The organism is Methylobacterium nigriterrae, from assembly GCF_037106235.1.
GTDB classification, from domain to species: Bacteria; Pseudomonadota; Alphaproteobacteria; order Rhizobiales; family Beijerinckiaceae; genus Methylobacterium; species Methylobacterium nigriterrae.
Genome location: NZ_JBAWTG010000328.1, coordinates 1 through 1903, shown reverse-complemented (window position 1 = coordinate 1903; position 1903 = coordinate 1). Strand labels below are relative to the sequence as shown.

The window sequence follows — 1903 nt, the reverse complement described above, 5'->3', positions numbered from 1 at the left end:
CTGCGAGGCGAGCGTCGCGGGCCGCGTGATCAAGCTGGCGCTGCCGCCGAAGGGGGCCGCTCCCGACACGTTCCGCTACGCAACCGAGGCCCCGATCTATGTCTTCAACAACAGCTGGTACCTGCGGTCACCCGTGACCGGCATCGGCGCCGCCGCCAATCTGCGCCATTGGAACAACGCGATCCTATTCTGTGAACCGGGGATTCCTGGCTACGACGCGGAACTCTGCCGGGCGAGGCCGGAATTGTTCAGCGCCGCCGATTGCGGCCGGGAATTCGTCAGATTCGACGATCTCGGCCGATATGGCGGTGCCAGGGGGAGCGTCCCGTTCTTCGACTGTTTTCGCTGGCTGCCCATGGACGAGCGCGGCCGAGATTTGCCCGCCCTGCGCAGCGCGTTCGATCACGACGTCAGCAGCAACGGCTTCCCGCAGGCATTCACGCAGCTTGCCGAGTTCGAGCGCCACGGTCGCTTGGGCGATCCCGGCTTCCGAGCGCCCGAACGCGGGGACTTCACGCTCGTGCCGGGAGCGGAGGCCGCGACGTCCACTTGCCTCGTGAGCGGGACAGCCGATGGAGGCCTTGCCTGCGCGGACGTGCCCGCCGGCAGATCGTTCGCGGGAGCCGTCGGGCCGGACGGCAAGCTCTACGAAGCACCAACTTCCCCACGTTTCCAGCCCCCACACTGAGAAAGTTCCGAGCTGGACATGTACTTCTGACGATAGGTGTTCCGCAGCCCAAAGCAGCTATCTGCGGTGAGTCAGGACACACGCCTACCCTGGTGCGACGTCGTACAGAACCGACCAAAGTCAGCAACCCGGGAGCTTGGCCGTTCACGAACGAGCCGGAACCTGCTCTGATGGCGCTCGGACCAAGCGGAGCCAGACCATGGCGGATCTTCGTACCCTTCGCGCGCACTTGGAGACCGAGGCAGGGCTGACGCAGCTGTTCGCCTTCGTGTTCCTGGTCATCGTGGCAGATTGCGCGGTGACCGCCTACGGACTGGTCGCTCAATAGAGTGCGGCAGGCGCGCCGCCCGCCAAGCGCGGTGGCCGTATCAACGAGAGTGGGGCTGGAAGCGTAGAGCGGTTCGCATCAGAGCGCCTAGCGCGACTGGGCAAACATCACCCCCTCTCGCTGCTACAGGCAAGTCTCTGCGCCGCAGCGCCCCGGGTCGCTGCCGCCTACCGGTAGTGCAGCGCGATGACCTCGGCGACCCAGGCCGGACGGTCGCGATTCTCGATCTCGAACGGATGCCGTAGGTAACTCGCAAGCCGTCCGGCGGCGCGTCTTCCGCCGCAGCGATGGTTGCGCGGCCGCGCCGCCGCGATCCGGCCGGCACGGGAGCCAAGTGGCGGATGCGGTTTGCCCGTAGTTCAGGGTAATTTTCAATCCTTGCAGGCTCATCACGTCCCGGATGAAAACCGGTGCGAAGCTCAGCGTCAGCAGACCATGGGCCATCCTGGTGCCCGTCGGCAATTCACGTGCCGCACGCTCGACGTCGACGTGGACCCACTGGTTGCCGCCAGTTGCCTGGGCGAATTGCTCGATCCGCTCCTGGCTCACCACGATCCAGTCGCTCACCCCGACCTCCGTTCCGACAGCCGCTTTGATCTCGTCGAAACTCTGGAAGACCCGCATGTTGCCCTCCGTCGAAGCCGATGGAACTGAGACCATGCTCTACGCCCCCGACCATCTCCCGACCGTTGCCACCCGTCTTGCAACGACCAAGCCTACGCCCGTCGACGTCGGTCCGGGAAAACGCCGCGAAACCGAGTGGCGGAATCGGCGCGGACCGGTGGCTCGCTGCACCTGCCGCGGGAGATGACGGACATCCGACAACCGCCTTGAACAAACTTCGCCGGGTGTCCTCTCGGATCAAGCGATGTTGTCCAAGTGGTAAT

Annotated in this window: 2 protein-coding genes and 1 pseudogene; 2 read left to right on the top strand and 1 reads right to left on the bottom strand. The window is 65.3% G+C overall.

Annotated features, from left to right (window positions below; all coding sequences use genetic code 11):
• Both WDW90_RS36735 and WDW90_RS36730 read left to right on the top strand, forming a co-directional pair.
• Positions 1-688, top strand: a pseudogene (locus WDW90_RS36735) (hypothetical protein); the annotation flags it as partial.
• Between the two features lie 199 nt (positions 689-887).
• On the top strand, positions 888-1016 hold the full coding sequence (locus WDW90_RS36730; protein WP_336492661.1) for a hypothetical protein: 129 nt from the start codon (positions 888-890) through the stop codon (positions 1014-1016).
• 123 nt (positions 1017-1139) lie between these two features.
• Here the strand turns inward: WDW90_RS36730 and WDW90_RS36725 are convergent, their stop codons facing one another.
• On the bottom strand, positions 1140-1640 hold the full coding sequence (locus WDW90_RS36725) for a MaoC/PaaZ C-terminal domain-containing protein (protein ID WP_336492660.1): 501 nt from the start codon (positions 1638-1640) through the stop codon (positions 1140-1142).
• Between the last annotated feature and the right edge of the window lie 263 nt (positions 1641-1903).

Bases quoted from the DNA above. Each gene is read 5' to 3' on its own strand.
- WDW90_RS36730 (WP_336492661.1), top strand. From the start codon at position 888: ATGGCGGATCTTCGTACCCTTCGCGCGCACTTGGAGACCGAGGCAGGG.
- WDW90_RS36725 (WP_336492660.1), bottom strand. From the start codon at position 1,640: ATGCGGGTCTTCCAGAGTTTCGACGAGATCAAAGCGGCTGTCGGAACG.